Origin of the sequence: Hoskinsella mucinilytica (genome assembly GCF_045223415.1) — a bacterium.
In the GTDB taxonomy this organism is placed as follows: Bacteria; Bacillota_I; Bacilli_A; order Erysipelotrichales; family Erysipelotrichaceae; genus Hoskinsella; species Hoskinsella mucinilytica.
Map to the genome: position 1 here is coordinate 24,746 of NZ_JBEQZJ010000017.1, position 18,968 is coordinate 43,713.

Genomic DNA, 18,968 nt, shown 5'->3' on the forward strand with positions numbered 1-18,968 from the left:
ATATTTATACCCTCCTGTTTTGGTATATTTGTATGTTTTTTGATTTTAATAAGGTTAATAATTCTCTTTTTAAATTATTTGAGATATTTCTCTTTTCAATTGGAAGCAAATATGCTTTTTCTCCAATAATATTATAATAATTTTTACTTTCTATAACTCTTTTAATAGAATCATATGAGATTGTGCCTTCAGATTGTCCTTGGATGTTTTGATGATAGTTAACGATAATTTCTTTTTCAGTGAATGTTACTGTATAATGTAAATTATCTGTTTTGAAATTAGATACCAAAAGCCTACTTTGCTTTTTGCTATAAACTGATTCTAGTATAAATTTTTCTCCGTAAGTAAGAATACTAATGAAAATAAATATTAAACTAAAATCATAAACATTCAAGAAAATATGTAATAAAAAACTTACTGGAATCATGAGTGGTGCTAACCACATAATAATTCTAAAATTCTTTTTCCACATAAAATTTACGGATTTTGATATATCTTTGAAATCTGTAACATTAATATGATTTTCTATAATCATTATTAACACCTCCAACTTATTAACAACTTAATTTATTTTGATATTCGTTATAAGTTATAAACTGTTCTAAATAGATTTTTCAATATCTTCATCTACCTTATTTCTTATAATCAAATATATTATGCTATATTCTAAAGTGAATCATTGCGGTTGTTAATTCGCTAAAACAGTTGATTTTAGATTATTTCTATAGAAATGACAATTATTTCATAAAATCATTGGTATGATTCGTATTTTAAGTCATCTGCAAAGTACCTTATTTATCAACTTATTTCAACATCCGGAATAGTTCAAAATAAAGTATAGTTATATCGAATAACATACATAAAAATGATATAACATATTAATTAATTTGAAAATCATATTGTGCTGGTTACTTATTCATCAATAAAAATATCGATCCATAATATTACTTCCTAATTTACATAATTTTATTGATTAAAACACATTTTATAGAAAATAGCTTCGTCTGTTTCATAATCACTGATTTGTAGAAGAACATTTCTCCCATCTGAATAAATAAATTCTCTTTGCTTATCATAATCTTCAACAGGTGTTTTAACAATCTTCGCTTTCGTATTATATGGTGATAACAAATAATGTTTGCCATCCCCTTTCAATACACATATATATTGGTCATTAATATTTATAGCTTCATACATATTGTCAGTCTCTTCAATGTCATGATAATCATTTTTTTCAAAATCATAAAATGTAAACGTTTTATTATCGATATTGTAGAGTAAAGCATAGTTTGCCATTATTTCTAATAAACTAAATTTAGAATCAATGTCTATATTTTTTATTTCGTTGTCTTTCAAGATATGTAAAATTCCTTGTTTGTTTGATAATTCTTGAAAAACAATTTCATTATTCGCATTATAATGAATTTTCGTATCAAATATAAAAGGTATTTCAGGATTTAGAGTGTAATCTGTTAAATATGATTTAGATTGAAATACTTTTTCTAAATTTCTTCCATCAAACGAATATAATATCACAGATATATCGCTATTAGAATAATCCTCATTTTCTTTTGAATCAATTGATGATGAAAAAAAGTATACTTTATTGTTTGATTTTGTAAAGTTAGGGTTAAGTAGATCACTCCCGAATTTAGTTGTCAATAAAACAACTTCCTTCCCATCTACATATGTAGAAACAACATATTTATAAGGCATACCTTTTTCCCAATTTCTTAGGTCAATATAACTAACTAATAACTGATTGTTTATTTCAATTGATCCAATCATCTTAATTTTTTCATCTATTTCTAAGACCTTGTTTACTTGATTTTGCTCAAAATCATATTTAAAAATCTTTTTCGATACATACATTAAATCATTAGTTTGCTCAAAATTTTCAAAATAAAAGTTATTTTGGGAAAAACTCATTTTAGTTGGCATTTTTCTATTTTCCAATGGAATGCTATTTAAAACATTTATTTTTTCAAAATCATATTCAAAATTTTGAGAAAGATTTGGCACATGATTAGCCAAATCTTTCTCTTCTTGTTTCTCGTTCATAAAACATAACAAATATCCAATTAGAAATAATACGCACACAGATGATAATATATAAATAAATTTCTTACGTTTTTTCATAATTACCAGATATAGATACCAAATGCTTTATCAATTGCAGTCGTCATTTGTGAGATAGAAATCTCATGCTGACCATATCTACTACTATCATATACCCATGGATCTAAGAAAATAACAGTATTCGCATCGCTATAACCTTTTGCTGCTAGTGAATGATAAGCTGTGCCTGAACTTGAATAAATATAATATAAATTAACAGGCAATGATAATCCTACATAAGAATTTATATCAGCCCTTAAGGCATTTGCAAAAGAATAATCACTAAGTCTCGTCACTTCAAAATTTAAACCAGTAATTTGTCTTAATGCAGTAGCCTGATCGTCAACATAAGCTCCTGTAGCATCTGTTTTCATTTGTTTAGCAATTTTAGCTTGTGTCCATATATTATCGGATCCTAATTGATAATCAATAATCATCTCTCCTACCGCTGCTGCACACCAATATCTATCTTGTTGAGCTCTTAATGGTAAACTAATGCTGTAAACATTTTTTCTCTGTTTTAAAATTTGATTTGCTTTTGCATACTTCTCATTTCTTGCCTCTATACGTTCCGCATCATAATAATCTGGAACCTGTTCATACTGTTCTGCTGAATCAAAACCATCAGGTATTGTTTCTACCTCTCCTTCATTAGCAGAAACTTTGATAATTCCTAAAGATGTTGTTAAAATCCCACAGCACATAATACATAATAATTTTTTCATTCTCTTTTCCTCCTCGTGATTGTGGTCACTTATAATTAATTTCAGTTTAACACTCTTTATATTAATGTCCATAATTTCTACATAACTAACCTTTTTTGCGCATAACATACTTGCAAATTCAATATCCTAAAAACTCATCATAAAACATGGAATGCATAAAGATGAGAATATTGCAAAATTTACTTCTTTTCAACACATCACTAATTTCATGCATAATTTCTCACCTTCAATTAATGGTATACCGTTAATATTTTACTTGAGAATAAATATAATCAACTTACTAATACTATTATACTAGGAGAACACATATGACATATTCAGAAACTATTATAAAAAGATTAACTGAGTTATGTGATAATAGAAAAATCACAATCAAAAATAGAAAATCTGATGAAAGGTAAGACGAAGAATCCAAAGTTGAAAACACTTCACAAACTTGCGATAGGTTTGAACATGACTGTATCTGAATTATTAAATTTTCCAGAAATGAATGAATCTACTTTTGATGATGAATGAAAAGCAATTTATAATATAAAACATTGATTATCTAATTTTAATTTCATTTATTATTTAATTTATCATCTTTAATTTAATTGGAAACCTCGAAAGTCCGAGGTTTGTATCCAAAGTGAACCTTATGTAGATAATGAGTGAAAACTTGAGTTTCACTCATTTTTGATTGTTCCATATCCATAGATATAGATACTTCCAATATGATATTTATTCTGACGACATCCATCATTCGTGCTATTGCCTTCTATCGTATAGACAATGCCATTTCCTACTTTTTCTACGATTCCGACATGATCGCTCACACCATCGTTTTGCCAATCGAAAAAGATGATGTCTCCGGGAGCTGGTGTAAACATTCTGCTTTGCCATTGACCATGATCCTTAAACCATTGGATACCAGTTGGACAATAGGCAAACTTTGGTACGATACCTTTATCAATCAAGCCTGCTTCATTTGCACACCATGAGACAAAACAGGCACACCATTCTACACGACTATGAAAACCATACCAGCTCCAATAGGGTCTGCCCCCAATATTACCGATTTGTGACTGCGCAATCTGTACAAGACTGCCGTTACCGATATGATAATACTGTAATACATGAGGTACATACTGTGGATCACCATAGATATTGGTTTTCAATTCTGCCTTTTTCTGATCACTATATACCTTGGCATTGGCTCGTGTATATCCATCAAAATTAGTGACCGCCCACTCAATATACGCTTGTCCAAAGTTATATGCCTGCAGTGCTAATGAGATATGTTTAATATCCGTTGTATTCTTGACTTTTGATTTCTGCATACAGTCCGCAAGATTTTGAATACCAACTTGTATAGAATATTCAGGATCTGTAATACCATTAGGTTTGTTTGGATATTTAAGATTAAAACTGCATTCTGATGCCTGCATAGGATCATTTCCTTTCCCTGCACTTTCCTGCATCATCACGGCGTTGATCAGCCCTATATAGTCCTCAATATCATACTCTTTCGCATATTTAGCAACCGTATCTGAATAAGCAAGAACTTCTGCGCTGACTGGCTGTATGGCAGTATTGACACTACTATCATCAGATAGTGCGCTAAATACCCCTAAGAAAAGAGCTATCACAACCAACAAGATAAAAGCTCCTCCAATACTGATAATGTTCTGAATACTTGTCACTGCAACTTTAGCAACTTTAAATGTCGTCTTTATACTATTTCCTAGATGTTGAACACCTTGTTTGATCTTTCCTGCCGTTTCTTTCGTCTCTTTGACTTTTTGTTTGTGTTTCCGGATATGAAAGAAATGCATCTGTTTTTGATAATCATGTTTGTTCACATTCCTAAAACTAACAGAGTGAGACGTCTTTTTTACGGATTTTGTTTTTATTTTATTTTCCCTATGTTGCACTGTTTTCAAAGAGGTTGGCTTATTATCATTCGTATTGATTCTTTTTGCTTGATTAGGACAACTCTCTTTATCTTTGATTTTGACACGTTCAGGAACATCTTTGCTTTTATCCTTTATATCTGCTTGCTTTTCCTTAATATAAGGTTCTTTTCCGGTAGCACCACCATTCTCATCATCTTTTATTCTTGACTGCCTTTTCTTCTGAATCTTTTTTGCATATCGTTTTGCCATATAGGCACTTTCTACTGCTGTTTTCTTTTCTCTGCCAACAACTGACGCTGTAGCACGTTTTGCAGGATCACTTGTTTCATCATGATTCTGTGATTGGCTTTCAGGATTCTTCTTGACATCATTTTGTTTGGTGTAATGATGTAGTGTTTCTTTTTTGTCAAGTGTACTAATACTTACATTTGATTCTTTAACTTTAATATCTTTCATAAGCTGTCTATCGTACTAGATCATTCTTCTTCTGACTTATGGAATGACAGTATTCAGGATATTTCAGTTTTATCGCCTCAAAAAAGTATGGCGCTGATTCACAACAAAACAGATCATAAGGTGTAGATGGTAGCTTTTCATCAGCATATCCATTCCACATATTGAAAGCAAAAAGAGTTGTCTTAATGGAACCGCTCGTTTGCCAGCTACCTTCCAATGTTTTAGGTTTGATTTGGTCTTTTTTGAAATCAAATATCGCCTGAATATTAGCCCTTGTATCAGGATTGATTCCTAGTGTATAGAACAGCGCTCTATGATAACTATCATCTCTTTTAGAATGTTTCATACATTCTAGGAAAAACTTCTCATGTTGAGAATCTATAAATCGTATTTGCATTTAAAACACTTCCTTTCATAGTTGTCAAACTTGCAATTTAAAAAATCGCACATTGGTATATAGGATTAAAAGCTCCTATAATGAGTGCGAAAGGTGGAATCTACATGGATAAATTTTTAGAATCATTCTACGATGAACATTTTGCAAATAGAGAAAACAACAACATTGCTCAGACTGCTGAATATAAAAAGCGCTCTGACCTTCATGAACAGCTATTAAGGCAAATACATACTTATTTGGTCGAAGTGTTACCATCCAGTGAAGCACTTGGATTGCTTAATGATTTCAATGATGCAATGTTTTCTCTTTTGGCACTGTATCAATACGAAGATTTCAAATACTATTTCCTGACCGGTATCCAGCTTGGTATAGAGATAGCGCAAAAGAAACAATCTGAAATGACAGTCGATCAACTCATGTCCGTGCTACATCGTATAAAAGAAGAAAGCTCCTGATGGATCATCACATCAGGAGTTTTTTATCTATCCTTATCTTTTGGTAACGCCTTATCAAGAAAAGCTGCATCATTCACTTTACTATCGTTAATCTGCTTTAAGTCTCTTTTTACGGATGTTTTATCTAATCCATCCAGTTTTTTATAAGCTGATTGTGTTTTGTGATACAATATCTCAATTTTCTGATTCAGACCTGCACCAACTTGTTGCAACATGTTTAACTTTTGCTGATCGCCTTGATAAGGAACAACATCTTTTCCAGTCATGATGCGGCCGATATTCTTAAAATTGTGTTTAATATTTCTGGATTGTGCTGTTATTTCAGCTACTTTCCCATTAAATGAACCTATCGCTCCATTCGTAAATGCGAGAGAACGCCCAATGTTTTGTAACGCCTGTTTGAAATGCAATGTCTCTACTGTCTGGATAACAGCGTGTTTACCTTTACTTTTGAATTCATCTACAGACTTCTTAACAGCAGTTCGAAATGAATTCTTTGTTTTCTCTAACAATCCTTTTGTATGATTGACTGCAAGTTCCAGCTTATCTGTAATCACAGTGAGACGAGATTTTGTTTCCGGATTCTGTAAAGTCTGGATTGTTTCCTTTAAACTTGTGACTTCCTGAATCAGTTCTGTAAATTTCTGTTCCATTGTGTCTAAATATTCTAAAAGTTCTTTGGTGTCTTTCACATCTTTGTGCTTACCACTCTTCATGAGTGCTGCCAGATATTCTTGAATCACTGGTTCATCTTTCATTGAAATTGCAGGTAATTGTTTTTCCATATGTTATCACGCTTCCTCTCTGTCTTTTGGTTTTGTGGTCATAAGTTGATATAGTTTTGTATCTCGTGGAAACTTATTGATAAAAGGAACAAGGGAACCACCATACTTAATAAGCCCTGATCCTGATTGTGCATTTGTGATATAGGATAATTGTTCTTCTGAAATATTCAGTAATTTTGCCAGCTTCTCTCGATCCTGATAAGACTGATTCAACATAACGACAAATTCGCTGTTACTGATCATCGTACTTGCCTGCACACTATCCAAGAGGTACTCTACATTTTGTGTGATACCTGTAGGAAAGGCATCACGTTTACGGAATTGTCGCCAAGCTGAATTAAAAAAGGACGCACTTTCTTCGTTTTCAAATACTACATGGAACTCGTCCAGAAAAATATGTGTTCTCTTTCCTTTGCGCCAGTTACAATTAACCCTGTTAATCATTGCATCTGTAATGACCAATAATCCCATCGTCTTTAATTGTTTGCCTAAATTGAAAATATCATAGGAAATAATACGGTTTTCTACATCGACATTGGTTTCATGGGAGAAGGCATCCAAACTTCCATCTGTGAACAATTCCAGTTTCAACGCAAGACTGCGTGCCTCTAATTCCGGCTGTTCCAGTAATTTCTTTCTTAACACGTTTAGTGTAGGGACTGCCCCATGTCGTTTATAATCTGAATAGACCAATGCAACACAACGGTCAATGATACTACGGTCTACCGGTTTGATTCCATCACGATCTAACTGCTCAAATATTGACATGATGAATTGTGATTTATCTCCAACCGGATTACCGGTATCTCCGTATCCCTCCACCATATCCATGGCATTGATATGATCTTTACTGCCCGCAGAAATATGAATGACTTCACCATTTAACATTTCAACAAGCGCTGTATACTCGGACTCAGGGTCACAAATCAGGATGTCATCATCAGTAGCTAACGCTAAAAATACAATTTGCTCTTTGGTGATAAATGATTTTCCTGATCCGGGTACACCAAGAATAAAAGAGTTTGGATTCAGCAAGTTTTCCTTATTACAGAGAATCAGATTATTGGTGATGGCATGTTGTCCAAACCAGATCCCTTTTTTGTCCATAATATCCTGCGCTCTAAATGGAATAAAGACTGCAGCACTCTCTGTTAAAAGAGTTCTTACAATATTCAGCTTATTGATACCTAATGGCAGCACCGTGTTCAAGCCATCTAGTTGACGGCTCGCAAAAGCGAGGGTTGATAATTCACACATATACTTTCTTGCGATTGCCTTCAGTGCTTCTGTATCTGCATCAAGCTCCTCTAAGCTGTCCGCAAGATGGGCAAGTGTGATCGTACCAAACATCATACGTTGATCCCGTACTGTCAAATCATCCAAAAACTCCTTTGCCTCATGGCGCTGCTGTTCCATATCGTAAGGTATCACTGCTGAAAAATTATTGTTAGAGTTTTGCTTCCTCTGCCAATTCGTTATATTTGTCTCTACACCAAGTAAACGATTTTCTACTTCCTTGACGGCTTCATCTGTTTGCACGGTCACTATATCTATAGAAAACATCAGATTTTTATTAAGTGAACAGATTTCTGATACAAAGCTGTCCTTGATATAGCGTGCATAATCACTCAAAAATAAAACACGTCCATACTTATCACCGATCCTAAAATACTTATGCTCAAAGATAGGTGCTTTCGGACATATGGCATCTTTGAAGTCATGTCCTTTTTTGATAGAATCCGGCATATCGAAGTTAAAAGATTCTTCCTCACCATTTCTGTAGAAATCATGGAGAACCTTTAATCTTTCAATGGCATCCATGTTTTCACAAGTAGAACCCAGCTTTCCAAAATGAGAGGATAGTTCTATAGCAGTACGATTGAAAAAACTTCTTGCTTCTTCATAACTGTTGCGAAATATGGTAACTGTCAAATACTTCTCTTGCAGAATATCTTCTGAACCCGATACCTTGTCTAAGAGCATCCGGTTGTATTCTTCACGATATTCATTCAATCCATCATTCTGATATGGTATCAGTATCTCTGATTTAAAGTCTTTGATATTGATCTTTCTATTATTGATCGTGATTTTAGACATTGTTGAACTGTCCAGTGAATTCAGCAGTTCTGAATAATCCAAGAAGATACTGACCTTTTCATCTTTCGAAGCAATGGAATAATTGACATCTTGAAATCGAAACGTCATACTGTAGCGATTGCCTAATTTAAAAATACCATCTTTGTAGATGGTATCCGCTTCAACAATATCCTGTGCTTTTTTGGGAATTCTCAACTTATTTTTGTTTTGCTTTCTTAATCTTTCGTAACCCTTTATCATCTTTCTTTAATTCCTCCTTTAAATGGTGTTCTATGCTTCCTTTTAGACATTCATAATAGATATTCACTGGTTGAAACACTAAACGTCTCTGTTTTAAAAGGAAAGAGCGGACTGCTGTAATAACAATCTGCTCCGCATTCATCCCCTGATATTTCACGAATCCCAGCATGGCAAATGGTGCTGCGCCTATCATACACAGCCAACTGGTCATTTCCATTCCCAACTTGTCTATAAAGGCAAAGTATAAAATGACTGCTACGATACAGGCAATGGCTGAAAAGAAACATTGCCGCATAGACAGACCAAAGAAGATACTTTCCGTGTATTCTCTGATTTCCTTATTGATTTTTACTTCCATATTTTTTACCTTTCCTGTGATTTAACTTTTGGTTTGCTATAAAACTTCATAACATCCGGAACCTTTATTTGAGAAGCTTCTCGTAGTTTCTCTGCTGTAATACCCTCCACTTTACAATGGCTGAGGATATATTCTGATCTCATCATTTGATTTAGGATAATATTTAGGCAGGATATTCCACAACATGATGTGTGCCTGCATTTCCATATGATCGATACGAAATCCGTCTTGTAACTTATTCATAAAAATCTCATGAAATGCACTATCTATCGTTTCCGCTTCCTTTAATAAATCTGTTTGCATTTCATCACCACCACTATTCAGCCTTTCTTTCATATCATCACTCCTTTCTATAAGCCCATCATTTCCTTGACGATGCGGTCTGACATCTTGACTGTACCGACAAGAATCAGCATGTTAAAAATTAACTCTCCCACATAACTCCATACCATGCTTACCGCACTGGCATTGGGATCAATCACAGGTGGTGATGTAGCGAAGGCAGAAAATATGATGCAGGCTAATACAATGATCGAACCTTCCAAACAAACGCCTGCATATGATTTAATGAAAGTCATCGCAATGTGTTGTGTCGTTTCTCCAGCAGAAGTAGATAATGGGACAGGGGCAATCGCTGTATACATATAGACTTTGAAAAAGCGCCCATACACAGTTAGGATCATGACGAATGATAGAACAGTAATAAATATCCCACCAAGTAAAGTAACTGCCCATAGAGGGATGGATTCCAGAAAACCGCAGTCATCAACAGCGTCAATGATTTCTTGTGGTAATACCGTATTGGTAGCTGTTCCTACACCGACTGTTGTCATAATCGTTGATGTGATGCCTTGAACAATCGTAAAGACAGCTTTCATCAATTCCATGCCGTAAACGACCAATCCTCGGGCAATCACAAATCGGATGAAAAGCTTTACCGCATGTTCCGGTCGCTTAATATCCTGAAATGATGTACATGTCTTAACAACTGCGACGACAAAGAATAAAACCAGTAATGCTATCCCTATCGCAAGCAGTGCTCCATGAACTTTTTCGATGATTCGCCAGATACTGCCACCTTTGAATTCTTCAGGAGATTGTGTTAACAGTAACCAGATCTCAGCCAGCTTTTCATTCCACGTATTGATTGCATTTGTTAGATTATCAATGATGCCATCCATCTTTACATCACTTCCAATCCATTTTGAATATCACACCAAGGCTTATAAACGACTTGATATGTTCTTAAATTCACTGTCATATTATCCACCGACAATGATATTCAAGATTTCTTTTGCGAATGTGATGACGATCCCACCGGCAACCGTCATAATACCATTTGCTCTCTGACTTGGATCATGACTTTTCAAAGAAAGACCAATCTGTACAATACCAAAACCTAGTAGAATCATACCGATTGCACGGATCAGTCCAAAGATAAAATTTGATAAATTATTTACAACTTGAATAGGATCACCTTCAGCATGAACAGGTGTTCCACAGAAAAGCATAATCACAAAGATGCAGTAAGCAATAAAAGCAAATTTTGTTTTCTTGTTCATTTTTAGTAGTTTCATATTATTTTTTCTCCTTAAAATTGGGGGGCATGGGGCATAATGAAATACAATAGTATTTCACTACACTCCCTTTACAGTCAAAACTCAATCATTTTCAGATTGTTCAGTTTCAAGTGCACTGAAATACTCTTGTAAATCTTCTTCACTGAGCAGTTCATATTCTCGATTGCTTAGCGGAATGTTTTGCCAGTCCTCAATAGCATGATGGATAATCCCATGCGGATAGAGCTTTGCTCCACCATCCTTTGTGCCTTTGATGTTTGGATGTTTCAATAAATCATATTTTTTGTCAAAAACAGGGCGCTCTCCACGTAGGAATAATAGACAGTAATCATTATCCAACAGACGCACTTCATCGGCAGTTAAAAGTTCACGCCCAGCTTGTTGATAGTTGGTAGAATAGTTGCCGTTATGACCACTGCTTTTCCCAAACGTATTCGTATCCAGTGTTTCTTTTCCAAGATACTCTGACATAAATTTATGCGTCGATTGTTCATTTCCCCCGAGATAAAGAAGTGTGTCGCAATTTCCAATAATAGATTCCCACTGTTTCTCAAACAAAGTCTTAATCTGTGCCAGATTTTGGATAATGATGGATACAAAGATTTGTCGTGAACGCATTGTAGATAATAGCTTGTCGAAATCATCTGGCAACGCAACATTCGCAAACTCATCCATTAGAAAATGTACCGGGATAGGCAATTCTCCATCATGGACAATATCAGCCTGAAAATACAACATCTGAAATAACTGGGTGTACAGCATACCGATCAAAAAGTTGAACGTGCTGTCATTATCCGGGATAACGCAGAATATAGCAGTTTTCCTTTCTCCTACCTGATCCAGTTCTAGCTCATCACAGGATGTGATTCCTGCAATGCTGTCCAGATTGAATGCAGCCAGACGGACACCGACAGAAATCAGAATAGATTTTGCGGTCTTTCCAGCAGCTTGTTTGTAAATCTTATACTGCTTGAGTGCCAGACTGTCAGGTTTTCGCATTTCCAACCGTTCAAATAATTCATCCAAGGGTGATTGGTATTCCTCATCATCTTCTCTCACATCTGCAGAAGCGATCATTTCCATGACCATCGTAAAATTTTGTTCTTCCGCTGGTGCTTCGTGAAGTAGATATAAACATAATGCTTCCAGTAAAGCTGTTTCGCTTTTCTCCCAAAATGGGTCGTTGGTTTGCGATCCTTTGGGTGTCGTATTGCGAATCAGATTCGTAATCAGTTTTAGCACATCTTTGTCATCTTGGATGTAAGCGAACGGGTTATAACAATGACTCTTACTCATATTGATAAGATCTATCACCTTGATTACATAACCTTCTTTTTCTAATAGATAGCCTGTATCCCGAAGGATCTCACCTTTTGGATCTAGGATTACAAAAGAGGTATTACATTGCAGAATATTCGGCTTTGCATAAAATCTGGTCTTGCCGGCACCACTACCACCAATCACGATGGTATTGAGGTTTCGTCGGTGCTTCTTGCCATCCAAGCCGATACGAACATTCTGCGTGAGAAGTTTGTTATCTAGAATTTTGGAATCTGCATACTTCTTATTGATTTTTGAATTATTGCCCCATCTTGCGGATCCATATTCCTCTTTTCGTCGATAGTTTTTCAAACTGGAAACATAGATACCAATTCCGATAAAATACATCATCAGGAAAATCAATATCGTCCGGGGCGTATCAGAAATCCAGACAATATGAAAAGGATCATTGATTGCATCATTCAAATTTGACAATGCAAAAAATAATCCTTTTGACATATAGGGAGCAAACAGCAATGCTCCCCAAATAACAGGAATAATCAACAAAGCAAGAAAGATATAATCATCTTTATTATCTCGTTTCATAATCCCGTTTATTTTTTCCTTTTGATAATGGCGCATCACAGGCTTTGAGGATCAGATCATCAATGCAGTCGTAATTCTTCTTTGCCTCAATCTGATGTGTCTTGAGCATAGAGAGTGCATTTAGAATGATCCTTCGCTCCATGTCAGTAACCGTGATATTATAACAGGGTTCTTTCATAAGCTGCTATCTCGAAAATTCAGAATGTTCATTCTGCTTTTCCGTATGTTCCTGCTGTTTGGTATAGATTCCACGTTCCATACGATCTGATACGCTTTTATATAACCCTTTTATATCTTCTAACTCTCCTTTGACTTCACGTTGATCTAGTCCTTCAAAGTATTCACCGGTATGCTGCATAAAGGATTCATCACAACCTTTCATGCCATACTTTTGACAAATGACATAGGATGCACTAGCCACCATGAATGCACTATCTTCTCGATCGATGCCCATTTTTGCGCATTCAGCAGTGCAGTATTCTCTAACCAGACCGGTTATCATCTCATTTGGTTCAAGACCAGCTTTTACATAGATTTTCTTTACATCATCTGCATAATACACTGGACTTGGTATATCGGATTCAACCGTGACAATTTCAGGTTTGATAAGTGTTCCATGCATCAAAGCAGCGATAATTTCTTTATCACTGTATTTTGGATCTGGAACGATAATGGATTTTCCATTCAACTGTGAAATATCATAGACATTCTTAGGATTATAATTGACACCGATCGTTCCATCACGACGTATATAATCCCTTCCCGGTTCTAGAATTTGAATACCCTTATCTTTTTCTGTTGGTCGAATATATTTATTATTTTTTCGCCAACCAATATCATCTTTTAACAATTTCACATCTGGATTCTGCGCCATGACTAGCAGCACATTCGTCACCTGATAATCAAGTCGTGCCTGCAGGTCAAGATATGTCTTATAGCTTTCTGGGCTTCCCACGGCTTTCAAGGTCTGCTCATTTGCCATACTGAACAAAGTAGTTCTCCATTCCTTCATTTTCTCGGCATACTCCTCTTTAGATAGGCGAGGTGCCTTTTCTTTTTTAGGTTGCTCCTCATTCAATACATCATATAATTCGCTCATCGTGTTCTCTCCTTTTTCTTAGATTTTCCTTTTCCATTTTTATGACTATTAAATTTTTGATTACGTGCTTTACTTCGCTGTTTATTGGCAGCGATTCGTTGTTCACGTTCCGACTTGATCTCCTTCAATTCCTTTCTGACGGATGATCGTTCAGAAGTATCCTCTGCGACGTTTGCTTTCCTTGAGATATGCTCGGACGGAACGTCGCTCGTTTTCTGTGTCCGAGCTATTGAGGGGTTTTCTTTTTCAACTTGTTTCGTTGAAGTCATAAGAGAATCAATCAAGTCATCATGTTCTTTATCACTCATGACAGGCACATCCTGTAGTGGCTGACTTGCTCTTTCCGATAGGATGGACTCTCGCATCGCCTTGGTATCAATCGTCGCAAGTTCAAACTTATCAACGATTCGACTAATCTTGGAAGCATCCTCTGCCCGCACCATGATGTCACAAATTCCATCGGTGTTGTTTTTTTCCTTCAGCACAGAATATAAAACACCATATCGCTTCGCCTCCTGACAGAAGGTCTTTAGATCTTCATGACGAATTGCAAATACTTTCAACTCCTTGCCTGACTGCAGCATAGAATTTAATCTTGTTGCTCCTTTTACTTTCTTTTTGTCATTCAGCATAGCATATAATGTTGCGGCTAATGACTTTGTAGCAGTACCACCAATCTTTAAGGCAATGTTAGCTGCAACTTCAATCCCCTGTAAGGACATCCTTACCACCTGATCGGCTGTTTCTCCGCCTGCGTTCATCTGATTCACACTCCTTTGTTTTGAATCTATCTAAATGAAAAAAAGACACAATAATGTTAGTTATTGTGCCTCAAATATTGTATTTCAGATATAGAAAGGATATAGGCCCGCATCAATCTGCACATCCAACCTCAAGCGGTCAGAAACCTATATCCATAGAGAGTATACTCTCTTTCTATTCATAATATACCATATTCAATTTTAAAATGCAAATATTTATACTTGTATAACATTGTTTTTTATAAGAAGATAAAACTCATTTTTATCATCTGAAAAAGATCGTCTTATGACGCTGCATAAATTATCAACGAACTGTATCCCGGCCTCGTCAAAGGAATTTCTCGGCTGAATAGAAATAACATTTTCATTTAATTGGATTGAATGAATTATCTTATTTTCAAAATCATTCTTATTAAAGGCATCAAATATTATTTCAATATCATACGGAATAGATAGAACAATATTATTTAATAATTTAATATATTGTTCCTCTTTTAGGTTCTGATTGAAAACATCTTCTTTTTTTACATAACAAGAGTATATGATTTGATTCTCTAATTTTATGATTTCTTTTAGCATTAACCGCTTAATTCTTTGAAATTCACGATCTAGGATAACTGACTTAAATTCGTTATATATCTTTTCTTTATGCTTTGCATTTAAATTCATTGAATTAATTTTCTTCTTAAACCTTTTATAAGACATATCTACATTCTGTTTAGAGGCAACAAGTAGTCCTGTTACAATGAAATAGTTTTCATTTTCTGTTTCATCAACATATAAGATCATCTCACTACCTCCTCATAGATATAAATTATACAATATTTCATTTCTCATTTAAACTTAATTCTACTTTTTTTGATTCTTTTGTTTCATTGCTTTCTTTGACCTTATGAAGTTTGTCTTTCATAACAATACTTCTATTCTTTACACCCTCATAAAGCACCACCTCCTTTCGTAGCGATTTGATTTGCGCAGACAGATATGCGACATCCTGTTGCAGTTTCTCCTTGCTGTCCGGATTACAACAGCGCCGGATCTTGTTGTAGACACATCTTCTTTCTTTGACTAATCCATCAAGACATGTTGTCACTTTGCTTACTTTCTGCTCCAGTTCATCCAGTGTATCGATTTTGTTCTTACAGAGCAGTGTAGTTTCCTGCGTAATCTGATCCATATAACGCAAATCCTCCTTTAAAAGATAATGCACCCTTTTTTTATTCAGTGCGTTCTTGGGTAGTATCCCCATGCAGTACATATAATGGAAATACAAAGCACGGAAACCTGTCAGCTTCCGTGCTTTTGTAATATCGCCTTTGTAATAATATTTTTTTGGTTCAGTTTTTTGAACAGACTCCCACTTGATAATGGAATTTGTTAATATCAGTTCCTTGATATTCTCCTCAGTATAATATTCATCATTGCTAAGACTTCTTAATCTAACAAAACGTTCCTTCGTTGGTGGTCTTACCGCTATATGCTTCCCGTATTTGATTTCATACCCCTGTGCTTCAAGATTCTGGAAGAACTGTTTCATCGTCATGGATTTGTTGATAGCATAATCGACATCTTCCCTTATAGCACTTCTCCATGTTGGACGATGTTGTTTTTCAGCCTGCCACTCCGCATAATGCATGGATTTCTTTTTGGGATTTTCTATAACGCTCAATTGATACTTGCGGCACAAATCATCTGACAGCTTGCGAATCTTCTTGTAATTTTCCTTATTGTCATAATACTTCAAGCCATCCTTGAACGAAACGGAGTTGATTACAAAGTGATTATGATAATGTGCTTTATCAAGATGAGTTGATACCAGCACTTCAAAACGATCTCCCCACATTGCCTGTGCCAATTCAATGCCTATTTTATGTGCAGTTTCTGCGTCAACCTCTCCGGGAGCAAAAGACTGATAGGCATGATAGGCGAGAATACCATCAGTTTTGTGATAGGCTTTCTTTGTAATCATCATATCCTGTAGAGCAGTAGCCATGGAGCAGTTAATGCCACTGACGTATAATTGCTTTTCTGTTTTTAGATCCTGCGTGGTGTAGCTGATAACTTGATTCAAGCCATTGTAATGATAATCACTTTCACTAACAGTATTTGTTTTCTCCGGATTGGAAATGTAGTCAAGCACTCGTTTTAGATTATCGTTGACATCCCATATGCTAGTCGTTGCCATCTTTGCACTCCTTTGGTAAATAAATTTGTTCTCTTATCTGAAGTATACTTTTATTCAATTTCTCAATATCCTTTTTATAACGAACAATATCTATACTGCCGGTCTTATTAGCAATCATAACTAACTGATTTAGGTTGTTACCAATTTTTCGTAATTGATTGATCATTTCAATAAAGTCCTGTGTTGGCTTCGGTCGTGGTAATCTATTTTGAACAAGGTTATATAGATATGCCTGTTGTGTCATGCCACATAAATGGACAGAGGAGAGGAACCTTTCATATTCTTCATCGTTTAAAGCTAATTCAATTCTATGTGTTCGTGTTCTATGAGTTCTCATGACTCACTCCTTTCAAAAGCGGGGTATTAGGGGACACCCTAACAAGCGAATTTGGGTCCGGGCAAATTCAGTGCTTGCTACAGTACAAGACATAAAGATACCTTTCATGATTTAACAATGCTCAAGTTGTTTTGAAGATTTCTTTTCATGGTGTAGGGTTTCTTTATGAATGTCATGAAGCTGTTTGGCTGTGACTTCCTGAAATGGTGTATCACAATCCACAATGAAATATTTCTGTGTGCTTTTCTTATTGTAAATTGCTTGGTGCTCATTTTTTATATCCTGTAAAGCCTGCCGAAAGGTATTAAATTTCATAAAGATCCAGTCGTCAAAGCGCAAAACAATATAATCATTATTGATATTTTCCATCTCATCCAATCTCAATCCCTGATTGTTTGAGTAATCATAACTTGTTTTTTGTGCCTCGGTTGCCCATAAGGTATCCTTTTCTTTTCTTAACACAAGAAAGCATTTATCATTGTTTGGATCAGTAATTCCATAAAAATTATCTTGATCCATATCGCATATACTAAAGGTAAAACAATCCTTGATCGTCAGTAATTCATCATAGGGACTTCCTTGCTCTAATACAGTTTTTCCAATCTCAATATCAACATGATCAATATGATTTTCATTCCATTCTAATTTATTTTCATTGTAAAACTGACACCCTTTATGATAGGCTTCATCTCTTGATCCTGCTTCTATCAGAACAGTTTGTTCTCGCAATTCTTCAAATATAACTTCATATTTTTTCATAAACCTGCTCCTTAATTATCTAACTTTTCAAAGAAAACCTTTGTACTTTGTTCCAGCTTTTCATACTGAACTCTTAAATTATTTAAATCTTTTAGTTTCACATTGAGCTGAGTAATCTCGTGATCCAATTCATTCCTTTTCTCAGTTTTCAAAACTTTTTGTTGCTCTAATTTTTGCATTTCTCGTTCTATTTTTTTAATCATAATGCATGATTCCTCCTTAATCTGTATAAAAAAAGAAGCGATTCACATAGAAATCACTCCTCTTTGACTAATACTATTTTGTGTATACTGCAACTGAAATTTTCTTCATTCTCATAGTTCAAAATCCGAAATATATATCTATTTTTCAGTTTTCTCTTTTGCTAAATGTATTTTTAAAATAATAAATCTAGCTATTGGCTGTGCAATACAAAGTTCAACAAAAAAGGATATGGCGAAGTTCCTAGGCCATTTATAAAAAAACATTGTAATCGGTTCTAATGTTATTGAACGTGTACCTATCCATGTCCCAATTACTGTCAAAAAAATGGACATCAATAAAACAGTACACAAAATATTGATAATGATTTGCGAACGAAAACTATCTTCTTTTGATACAATCATTGTTGTCATTTTTTCAGCTGGCAAATATGTCAATAAGACAATTACAATAACACTCATCCAAATGAAAGGAAGTACGCTCATTACATCCGCCCATACATAGAGATGAAATCCTGCTTCAAAACAGGTAATAATAGGAGCAATAATATTTACTGATATAATTGATAATACTCCCATAAAAATGGCAAATTCCTTTTTGTTGCGTGGTAATTTCATATAAAATTCCATAATAGTTCCTCCTTCAAAAAAACAG

The 18,968-nt window shown here is 34.8% G+C and carries 23 protein-coding genes; 2 read left to right on the top strand and 21 right to left on the bottom strand.

Features of this window, described 5'->3' with window-relative positions; genetic code table 11:
* Nucleotides 1-4: 4 nt before the first annotated feature.
* The 3 genes from UGRO018_RS07630 to UGRO018_RS07640 all read right to left on the bottom strand — a co-directional run bounded on the left by UGRO018_RS07630 (nucleotide 5) and on the right by UGRO018_RS07640 (nucleotide 2,843).
* Nucleotides 5-535, bottom strand: coding sequence for a YcxB family protein (locus UGRO018_RS07630; protein ID WP_416325881.1), 531 nt, complete (start codon nucleotides 533-535; stop codon nucleotides 5-7).
* 431 nt (nucleotides 536-966) lie between these two features.
* Nucleotides 967-2,061 carry a hypothetical protein gene (locus UGRO018_RS07635; protein WP_416325882.1) on the bottom strand — a complete coding sequence of 365 codons (1,095 nt, stop codon included), beginning with the start codon at nucleotides 2,059-2,061 and terminating at the stop codon, nucleotides 967-969.
* Between the two features lie 80 nt (nucleotides 2,062-2,141).
* Nucleotides 2,142-2,843, bottom strand: a complete 702-nt coding sequence (locus UGRO018_RS07640; protein ID WP_416325883.1) for a C39 family peptidase — start codon at nucleotides 2,841-2,843, stop codon at nucleotides 2,142-2,144.
* A 351-nt stretch (nucleotides 2,844-3,194) separates the two neighbouring features.
* On the opposite strand from UGRO018_RS07640, the gene UGRO018_RS07645 reads away from it, so the two are divergent.
* Nucleotides 3,195-3,359, top strand: coding sequence for a helix-turn-helix domain-containing protein (locus tag UGRO018_RS07645; RefSeq protein WP_416325884.1), 165 nt, complete (start codon nucleotides 3,195-3,197; stop codon nucleotides 3,357-3,359).
* A 149-nt stretch (nucleotides 3,360-3,508) separates the two neighbouring features.
* Here the strand turns inward: UGRO018_RS07645 and UGRO018_RS07650 are convergent, their stop codons facing one another.
* Nucleotides 3,509-5,194 carry a lysozyme family protein gene (locus UGRO018_RS07650; protein ID WP_416325885.1) on the bottom strand — a complete coding sequence of 562 codons (1,686 nt, stop codon included), beginning with the start codon at nucleotides 5,192-5,194 and terminating at the stop codon, nucleotides 3,509-3,511.
* Nucleotides 5,195-5,201: 7 nt separating this feature from the next.
* Nucleotides 5,202-5,591, bottom strand: a complete 390-nt coding sequence (locus UGRO018_RS07655; protein WP_416325886.1) for a DUF6075 family protein — start codon at nucleotides 5,589-5,591, stop codon at nucleotides 5,202-5,204.
* A 104-nt stretch (nucleotides 5,592-5,695) separates the two neighbouring features.
* Between UGRO018_RS07655 and UGRO018_RS07660 the strand changes: the two genes are divergently transcribed.
* On the top strand, nucleotides 5,696-6,046 hold the full coding sequence (locus UGRO018_RS07660) for a hypothetical protein (protein WP_416325887.1): 351 nt from the start codon (nucleotides 5,696-5,698) through the stop codon (nucleotides 6,044-6,046).
* A 23-nt stretch (nucleotides 6,047-6,069) separates the two neighbouring features.
* Here the strand turns inward: UGRO018_RS07660 and UGRO018_RS07665 are convergent, their stop codons facing one another.
* The 16 genes from UGRO018_RS07665 to UGRO018_RS07740 all read right to left on the bottom strand — a co-directional run bounded on the left by UGRO018_RS07665 (nucleotide 6,070) and on the right by UGRO018_RS07740 (nucleotide 18,943).
* Complete coding sequence (locus UGRO018_RS07665) at nucleotides 6,070-6,831, bottom strand: DUF6674 family protein (RefSeq protein WP_416325888.1); 762 nt, start codon at nucleotides 6,829-6,831, stop codon at nucleotides 6,070-6,072.
* A 6-nt stretch (nucleotides 6,832-6,837) separates the two neighbouring features.
* Nucleotides 6,838-9,168, bottom strand: a complete 2,331-nt coding sequence (locus tag UGRO018_RS07670) for a VirB4-like conjugal transfer ATPase, CD1110 family (protein ID WP_416325889.1) — start codon at nucleotides 9,166-9,168, stop codon at nucleotides 6,838-6,840.
* The gene (locus UGRO018_RS07675) at nucleotides 9,125-9,526 is read right to left on the bottom strand and encodes a PrgI family protein (RefSeq protein ID WP_416325890.1); all 402 of its coding nucleotides are present in this window, start codon (nucleotides 9,524-9,526) and stop codon (nucleotides 9,125-9,127) included. Before UGRO018_RS07675 ends, UGRO018_RS07670 begins: the two co-directional genes overlap by 44 nt.
* 111 nt (nucleotides 9,527-9,637) lie before the next feature.
* Entirely contained in the window at nucleotides 9,638-9,862 is a 225-nt protein-coding gene (locus tag UGRO018_RS07680; protein ID WP_416325891.1) for a hypothetical protein, read from the bottom strand.
* A 14-nt stretch (nucleotides 9,863-9,876) separates the two neighbouring features.
* Nucleotides 9,877-10,707, bottom strand: coding sequence for a hypothetical protein (locus UGRO018_RS07685; RefSeq protein WP_416325892.1), 831 nt, complete (start codon nucleotides 10,705-10,707; stop codon nucleotides 9,877-9,879).
* Between the two features lie 81 nt (nucleotides 10,708-10,788).
* On the bottom strand, nucleotides 10,789-11,103 hold the full coding sequence (locus tag UGRO018_RS07690; RefSeq protein ID WP_416325893.1) for a TrbC/VirB2 family protein: 315 nt from the start codon (nucleotides 11,101-11,103) through the stop codon (nucleotides 10,789-10,791).
* A gap of 84 nt (nucleotides 11,104-11,187) precedes the next feature.
* Nucleotides 11,188-12,972, bottom strand: a complete 1,785-nt coding sequence (locus UGRO018_RS07695; RefSeq protein ID WP_416325894.1) for a VirD4-like conjugal transfer protein, CD1115 family — start codon at nucleotides 12,970-12,972, stop codon at nucleotides 11,188-11,190.
* Nucleotides 12,959-13,150 (bottom strand): hypothetical protein, encoded by a 192-nt coding sequence (locus UGRO018_RS07700; protein WP_416325895.1) that lies wholly within the window; start codon nucleotides 13,148-13,150, stop codon nucleotides 12,959-12,961. The genes UGRO018_RS07695 and UGRO018_RS07700 overlap by 14 nt, the downstream gene beginning before the upstream one ends.
* A gap of 6 nt (nucleotides 13,151-13,156) precedes the next feature.
* Nucleotides 13,157-14,071 carry a hypothetical protein gene (locus tag UGRO018_RS07705; protein ID WP_416325896.1) on the bottom strand — a complete coding sequence of 305 codons (915 nt, stop codon included), beginning with the start codon at nucleotides 14,069-14,071 and terminating at the stop codon, nucleotides 13,157-13,159.
* Nucleotides 14,068-14,832 carry a PcfB family protein gene (locus tag UGRO018_RS07710; RefSeq protein ID WP_416325897.1) on the bottom strand — a complete coding sequence of 255 codons (765 nt, stop codon included), beginning with the start codon at nucleotides 14,830-14,832 and terminating at the stop codon, nucleotides 14,068-14,070. The genes UGRO018_RS07705 and UGRO018_RS07710 overlap by 4 nt, the downstream gene beginning before the upstream one ends.
* 216 nt (nucleotides 14,833-15,048) lie before the next feature.
* Complete coding sequence (locus UGRO018_RS07715) at nucleotides 15,049-15,621, bottom strand: DUF3800 domain-containing protein (protein WP_416325898.1); 573 nt, start codon at nucleotides 15,619-15,621, stop codon at nucleotides 15,049-15,051.
* A 37-nt stretch (nucleotides 15,622-15,658) separates the two neighbouring features.
* A complete protein-coding gene (locus UGRO018_RS07720; protein WP_416325899.1) occupies nucleotides 15,659-17,017 on the bottom strand; it encodes a relaxase/mobilization nuclease domain-containing protein in 1,359 nt (452 codons plus the stop codon).
* Nucleotides 17,004-17,354 carry a plasmid mobilization protein gene (locus UGRO018_RS07725; protein ID WP_416325900.1) on the bottom strand — a complete coding sequence of 117 codons (351 nt, stop codon included), beginning with the start codon at nucleotides 17,352-17,354 and terminating at the stop codon, nucleotides 17,004-17,006. Before UGRO018_RS07725 ends, UGRO018_RS07720 begins: the two co-directional genes overlap by 14 nt.
* A 111-nt stretch (nucleotides 17,355-17,465) precedes the next feature.
* Nucleotides 17,466-18,113 carry a hypothetical protein gene (locus UGRO018_RS07730; protein WP_416325901.1) on the bottom strand — a complete coding sequence of 216 codons (648 nt, stop codon included), beginning with the start codon at nucleotides 18,111-18,113 and terminating at the stop codon, nucleotides 17,466-17,468.
* 11 nt (nucleotides 18,114-18,124) lie between these two features.
* Nucleotides 18,125-18,316, bottom strand: a complete 192-nt coding sequence (locus UGRO018_RS07735) for a hypothetical protein (protein ID WP_416325902.1) — start codon at nucleotides 18,314-18,316, stop codon at nucleotides 18,125-18,127.
* Between the two features lie 138 nt (nucleotides 18,317-18,454).
* Nucleotides 18,455-18,943 (bottom strand): hypothetical protein, encoded by a 489-nt coding sequence (locus UGRO018_RS07740; protein WP_416325903.1) that lies wholly within the window; start codon nucleotides 18,941-18,943, stop codon nucleotides 18,455-18,457.
* Nucleotides 18,944-18,968: the final 25 nt, after the last annotated feature.